Origin of the sequence: Streptomyces sp. SID4985 (genome assembly GCF_009863025.1) — a bacterium.
Taxonomy (GTDB): Bacteria; Actinomycetota; Actinomycetes; order Streptomycetales; family Streptomycetaceae; genus Streptomyces.
This window is the reverse complement of record NZ_WWIR01000721.1, coordinates 1-6201: the sequence shown is the minus strand read 5'-3', so window position 1 is coordinate 6201 and position 6201 is coordinate 1. Positions and strand designations below refer to the sequence as shown.

Genomic DNA, 6201 nt, shown 5'->3' with positions numbered 1-6201 from the left:
GGCGGCCTCACCGCGACCACCGCGCTCGTCACGGCCACCGCGCTCGTCACGACCACGGCCACCGCGACCACCACGGTCGTCGCGGTCACCCCGACCGCCCCGGCCACGCGGCGCGCGGCCACCGGGCTCGCCCAGGTCCTCCAGGACCTCCGCGTCGAGCCCGGCGCGGGTGCGCTCCGAACGCGGCAGGGTGCCCTTCGTGCCCTCGGGGATGCCGAGGTCGGAGAACAGGTGCGGGGACGTCGAGTACGTCTCCACCGGGTCGTTGAAGTCCAGCTCCAGCGCCTTGTTGATCAGCTGCCAGCGCGGGATGTCGTCCCAGTCGACGAACGTGATCGCCGTACCCTTGGCGCCCGCGCGGCCGGTGCGGCCGACGCGGTGCAGGTACGTCTTCTCGTCCTCGGGGGACTGGTAGTTGATGACGTGCGTGACGCCCTCGACGTCGATGCCGCGCGCGGCCACGTCGGTGCAGACCAGCACGTCCACCTTGCCGTTGCGGAAGGCGCGCAGCGCCTGCTCGCGGGCGCCCTGGCCGAGGTCGCCGTGGACCGCGCCCGAGGCGAAGCCCCGGCGCTGCAGCTGCTCGGCGATGTCGGCGGCGGTGCGCTTGGTGCGGCAGAAGATCATCGCCAGACCCCGGCCGTCGGCCTGGAGTATGCGGGCGATCATCTCCGGCTTGTCCATGGAGTGACCGCGGTAGACGAACTGCTTGATGTTCGCGACCGTGACGCCCTCGTCGTCCGGCGCGGTGGCGCGGATGTGCGTGGGGCGGGACATGTAGCGGCGGGCGAGACCGATGACCGCGCCCGGCATGGTGGCCGAGAACAGCATGGTCTGGCGCTTGGCCGGGAGCATGTTGATGATCTTCTCGACGTCGGGCAGGAAGCCCAGGTCGAGCATCTCGTCGGCCTCGTCGAGGACCAGGCACTTCACGTGCGAGAGGTCGAGCTTCTTCTGGCCCGCGAGGTCCAGCAGCCGGCCGGGGGTGCCGACGACCACGTCGACGCCCTTGTTCAGGGCCTCGACCTGCGGCTCGTAGGCACGGCCGCCGTAGATGGCGAGGACGCGCACGTTGCGCACCTTGCCCGCCGTCAGCAGGTCGTTGGTGACCTGGGTGCACAGCTCGCGGGTGGGCACGACGATGAGCGCCTGCGGCGCGCTGGTCAGTGCCTCGGGGGCGGCGCGGCCGGCCTCGACGTCGGCCGGGACGATCACGCGCTCGAGGATCGGGAGGCCGAAACCGAGGGTCTTGCCCGTACCGGTCTTGGCCTGGCCGATGACGTCCGAGCCCGAGAGGGCGACGGGGAGCGTCATCTCCTGGATGGGAAAGGGGTTGATGATGCCGACGGCCTCGAGGGCTTCGGCGGTCTCGGGAAGAATTCCGAGATCACGGAACGTGGTAGTCAGGGTGATGCCTCTTCTGTGTGCGCGGCGCGAGGCGAGCGCGGGGGCCAGGTCGACCGTGCCGGGGATGTCGGCCGTCGTACGGGACCGCCACTCGGGCGAGCCGTAGACAGGGGACCTTCGCCGACGCTCTAGCGCTCGTACCGCTGAGGGTTCCCTCCGGTCGTCGTACGTACACTGCCGTACGGCCACGGAGGGCTGTCAGGTCGGAGCCGATCGGGCCACCGACCGGGCATCCTCATGCGTGCGGCCTGGCAGGACACACCGAACACGTCGGCGCGCTCCAGCAGGCGCATTACCACCATACCCCGGATTGCCGCACTCGCGATGGCCGATTTGGTCACGTAGTCGTCGTCACACCGCTCGGTCGGGGGGTGGAGAGGCAGGACGAGCGGGCTATTGTGCGCCTCATGACTAGCTCTGACAAGCCTGAGAACGTGGCCCCGGACGCCGTCGAATCCACCGGTCCCACCGGGGTGGCGGCCCAGGACTGGGCGTCGGCCGCGGCGGACCCGCAGTACCGCGCGGCGGTCGTGGACCTGCTCGGCGCGCTGGCCTACGGCGAGCTGGCGGCGTTCGAGCGCCTCGCGGAGGACGCCAAGCTGGCGCCGACCCTCGCGGACAAGGCGGAGCTGGCGAAGATGGCCTCGGCCGAGTTCCACCACTTCGAGCGGCTGCGGAACCGGCTGACCGAGATCGGGCAGGAGCCGACGGCCGCGATGGAGCCCTTCGTCGCCGCCCTGGACGGCTTCCACCGGCAGACCGCGCCCTCGGACTGGCTGGAGGGCCTGGTCAAGGCGTACGTCGGCGACTCGATCGCGAGCGACTTCTACCGCGAGGTCGCGGCCCGCCTCGACACCGACACCCGCGAACTGGTCCTCGCCGTCCTGGACGACACCGGGCACGCGGGCTTCGCCGTGGAGAAGGTGCGCGCCGCCATCGACGCCGACCCGCGCGTGGGCGGACGGCTCGCGCTGTGGGCGCGACGGCTGATGGGCGAGGCGCTGTCCCAGTCGCAGCGGGTGGTCGCGGACCGCGACGCGCTCTCGACCATGCTGGTCGGCGGCGTGGCCGACGGCTTCGACCTCGCGGAGGTCGGCCGGATGTTCACCCGGATCACCGAGGCGCACACCAAGCGGATGGCCGCGCTCGGACTCGCCGCCTGAGATTCCCGTTCTTCTACGGGCGGCTACGCCGGCGCGGACCGTCGGCGCAGCCGCCCGGCCGGGCGCAACAGCAGCGACAGCGAGGCGGCCGAGACGACCGCCGCACCGAGCAGGCTCACCAGGAGCGGGGCCGCCCCGAGCGCGCTGTGCGTGACGAAGTCGCCGAACAGGGCTCCCGCGAGACCCGTCGCGAGCACCAGCGCGCGGGAGGGCAGGCGGTGCGGCAGACGGCGCGCGGCCGCCCAGGCCAGGGCCGACCCGAGCACGGCCGATGCGAGCACTTCCAGGATCATCGCGAGGTACCTCCACGGTCGGGCGTGCTCTTGAGGTCGTAGCCCGTCCTACCCGTGACCTGCGGATTCCAATCACCCTGTGCACCGGTTGTGGGTGGTTCGTACGACGAAGGGCCCGGTGGCTGCGTGCCACCGGGCCCTTCTCGTCATGCGTGTCCTACAGCGTGCCGAAGCCCACCTTGCGGACGGTCGGCTCGCCGATCTCCACGTACGCGAGGCGGTCCGCCGGGACCAGGACCTTGCGGCCGCGCTCGTCCACGAGGCTCAGCAGCGGCGTCTTGCCCGCCAGCGCCTCGGCCACGAGACGCTCGACCTCGTCGACGCTCTGACCGCTCTCCAGAACGATCTCGCGGGGCGCGTGCTGCACGCCGATCTTGACCTCCACGGCTATGTCCCTCCGACGGTCAGTGATGTGCGCGATCTGCCGCGCCGTACGCTGCACACATTAGCCCGGTGAGGGGACGGCCACGCCGCGCGAGGGAACGCCATCAGCGAACAGAGCACGTCGGCGGCGCGTCGGCGGCGCGTCGGCGGCGCGTCAGTGGTGGTCGGTCCCGTGCAGCGGGAAGCCCGCGATGCCCCGCCACGCCAGCGACGCCAGCAGCTGCACCGCCTGGTCGCGCGGCACGCTGCGGTCGCTGTGCAGCCAGGAGCGCGCGACGACCTGGGCGAGTCCGCCGAGCCCGGAGGCGAGCAGCATGGACTCCGCGCGCGAGAGGCCGGTGTCCTCGGCGATGACCTCGCAGATCGCCTCGGCGCACTCGGTCGTCACCTTGTCGACCCGCTCGCGCACGGCGGGCTCGTTCGTCAGGTCCGACTCGAAGACCAGGCGGAAGGCACCGCCGTCGTCCTCGATGTAGGCGAAGTAGGCGTCCATGGTCGCCCGGACGCGCTGCTTGTTGTCCGTGGTCGAGGCCAGCGCGGTGCGCACGGCGTGGATCAGGGCCTCGCAGTGCTGGTCGAGCAGTGCCAGGTACAGGTCGAGCTTGCCGGGGAAGTGCTGGTACAGCACCGGCTTGCTCACTCCGGCGCGCTCGGCGATGTCGTCCATCGCCGCCGCGTGATAGCCCTGCGCGACGAACACCTCCTGGGCGGCGCCCAGGAGCTGGTTCCGCCGGGCGCGGCGCGGCAGACGGGTGCCGCGCGGGCGTGCCGCCTCTGTTTGCTCGATGGCTGTCACGCCGCCTCCCAAGGTCGTCCTCATGCGGTACGGGCCGCGCGGCCATCGTACTTTTCGGTAATCGTGGCGTGCGCGGTGCGAGCGCAGAATTTCACGTACCGGACGGCGGGCGGAAGGCGCGGGGCGCGGCGCCGTGCGCCGGTCGCGGCGCGGAGGGGGTCCGGCGCGGTCCGGGCGGGCATCCGATGAGGTCAGCGGTAGTCGTCCTCGTCGAGGGTGACCACGCGCGCCTGTTCGATCAGATCGGCCTCGTTGCCCTTGGCCGGGTCCACGTCGGTCAGGGGCTCGTCGCGGTCCTCAGCGACGTCGGTCTGCTGCTCGGCCGCGTCGTTCTCGGGCTCCTCGACGCCGATCTCCTCGACCGTCTCGCCCCCGGACTCCAGCTCCTCGATCGCGTCCGGCTCGGTGGGGTCGTAGGCCATGGCGGGCTCCCTTCCTGAGGACGTCGGCTTCCTGAGAGCGTCGGTCGAAGCGGCACCGGGGCTGTGGGGGCCGCCGCGCGCGGCTTCCCGCTGTACGAGCCTAGGAGACAGCTCGGCGGGACGCCATGCCATGCGCCCTCCGCCCGCCGCCATCCGCCCGCCGCACGGCGGACCTCGCCTGTGAACGCCGGGACGGATGCTGTGACGGCGAACACATGAATCGCGGTGTGATCGTCTCGTAACATTGCCGCATGTCTTCGACCGAGTCGCCGTCGCTCCCGGCCGCCAGCGTCCTGCCGAGGGTCGCGCCCGTACGGGTCGGCGAGGGCGAGCGGATGCGGTCCGTGGGGCTGCCGGGCGTCACGCTCTCGGTCCGCTCCCGCCCCGGCACGCGCGCGGGGCTGCCGCCCGCGCTGTACGTCCACGGGCTCGGCGGGTCCTCGCAGAACTGGTCGCAGCTCATGGCCGAGTCGGACGGTCTCGTGGACGGCGAGGCGGTCGACCTGCCCGGCTTCGGCGACTCCCCGCCGCCGGACGACGGCGACTACTCCGTCACCGGGCACGCGCGCGCCGTCATCCGCTACCTGGACGCCACCGGACGCGGTCCGGTCCACCTCTTCGGCAACTCCCTCGGCGGGGCGGTCTCCACGCGGGTGGCGGCCGTACGCCCCGATCTGGTGCGCACCCTCACCCTGGTCTCCCCGGCGCTGCCCGAACTGCGCATCCAGCGCAGCGCCGCGCCCACCGGACTGCTCGGGGTGCCGGGCGTGGCCGCGCTCTTCAACCGGCTCACCCGCGAATGGACGGCCGAGCAGCGGGTGCGCGGTGTCATGGCGCTCTGCTACGGCGACCCCACGCGCGTGTCGCCCGAGGCGTTCCAGTACGCGGTCGAGGAGCTGGAACGGCGGCTGCGGCTGCCGTACTTCTGGGACGCGATGGCCCGCTCCGCGCGCGGCATCGTCAACGCGTACACGCTCGGCGGCCAGCAAGGGCTGTGGCGTCAGGCCGAACGCGTCCTCGCGCCCACGCTGCTGGTCTACGGCGGCCGTGATCAGCTCGTAGGCTTCCGTATGGCCGCCAAGGCCGCCCGCGCCTTCCGTGACTCCCGTTTGCTGTCCCTGCCGGACGCCGGGCACGTGGCGATGATGGAATATCCGGAGGTCGTCGCGACCGCCTTCCGTGAACTCCTCGAAGAGCGAGGCGGATTGGCCGCGAACGACGTGAACTCCGGCGTGCACGAAGCCGGTTCGAACACAGAGAGCTGAGGTCAGGGGTGGGACGTCACAGCCGCCGGGGCCCGACCCCGAGGGACACGACCGCCCCTGCGCCGACGCAGCGGGCCGAGGACACGGCAGGCGGCCCCGGCGGCCGGATTCCGGGCGCGCGGAACGGGTGGGGCGACGTCACGGGGCCGCAGGCGCCGGGTTCTCCGGCCGCGGGTGGCGTGGGTACGGGGCACATGGGTGGCGCCGACCACCCTGGCGGGCCGCACATGGGTGGCCCCCACGCATCTGCTCCCCACACGTCTGCTCCGCACATGGGCGCGGCGCACACAGGTGGCGGCCCCATGGGTGGCGCCCACGGCTCATCCCCCACCCCGGGTGGTGCCCCGACCTACGGCACCGGGTCCATGGCCGGGGCCGGATCGCAGCGGGGCGCCGGGCGTGGGCCGGGTGGTCCGGCCTCCCGGGGCGGGCCGCCGTTCGGGGACGGGCAGGCCCGGGGCGGTCACCCCG

Annotated in this window: 7 protein-coding genes; 2 read left to right on the top strand and 5 right to left on the bottom strand. The window is 72.5% G+C overall.

All coding sequences use genetic code 11. The features are described from left to right. Nucleotides 1-1314, bottom strand: a 1314-nt coding sequence (locus GTW40_RS32320; protein ID WP_237525883.1) for a DEAD/DEAH box helicase, incomplete at its 3' end; no start/stop codon positions are given. Nucleotides 1315-1805: 491 nt separating this feature from the next. On the opposite strand from GTW40_RS32320, the gene GTW40_RS32315 reads away from it, so the two are divergent. Further along, a complete protein-coding gene (locus GTW40_RS32315) occupies nucleotides 1806-2570 on the top strand; it encodes a ferritin-like domain-containing protein (protein ID WP_161183686.1) in 765 nt (254 codons plus the stop codon). A 23-nt stretch (nucleotides 2571-2593) separates the two neighbouring features. On the opposite strand, the gene GTW40_RS32310 is transcribed toward GTW40_RS32315, so the two are convergent. The 4 genes from GTW40_RS32310 to GTW40_RS32295 all read right to left on the bottom strand — a co-directional run bounded on the left by GTW40_RS32310 (nucleotide 2594) and on the right by GTW40_RS32295 (nucleotide 4465). After that, nucleotides 2594-2863, bottom strand: a complete 270-nt coding sequence (locus GTW40_RS32310) for a hypothetical protein (RefSeq protein WP_161183685.1) — start codon at nucleotides 2861-2863, stop codon at nucleotides 2594-2596. Nucleotides 2864-3020: 157 nt separating this feature from the next. Continuing rightward, nucleotides 3021-3248, bottom strand: coding sequence for a DUF3107 domain-containing protein (locus tag GTW40_RS32305; RefSeq protein WP_161183684.1), 228 nt, complete (start codon nucleotides 3246-3248; stop codon nucleotides 3021-3023). Nucleotides 3249-3401: 153 nt separating this feature from the next. Further along, nucleotides 3402-4043: a TetR/AcrR family transcriptional regulator gene (locus GTW40_RS32300; RefSeq protein ID WP_161183683.1), complete on the bottom strand. Its 642-nt coding sequence runs from the start codon at nucleotides 4041-4043 to the stop codon at nucleotides 3402-3404. 191 nt (nucleotides 4044-4234) lie between these two features. Further along, entirely contained in the window at nucleotides 4235-4465 is a 231-nt protein-coding gene (locus GTW40_RS32295) for a hypothetical protein (RefSeq protein ID WP_161183682.1), read from the bottom strand. Nucleotides 4466-4716: 251 nt separating this feature from the next. Here GTW40_RS32295 and GTW40_RS32290 point away from each other — a divergent pair, with 251 nt between their 5' ends. Beyond that, on the top strand, nucleotides 4717-5730 hold the full coding sequence (locus GTW40_RS32290) for an alpha/beta hydrolase (protein ID WP_161183681.1): 1014 nt from the start codon (nucleotides 4717-4719) through the stop codon (nucleotides 5728-5730). Nucleotides 5731-6201 lie beyond the last annotated feature (471 nt).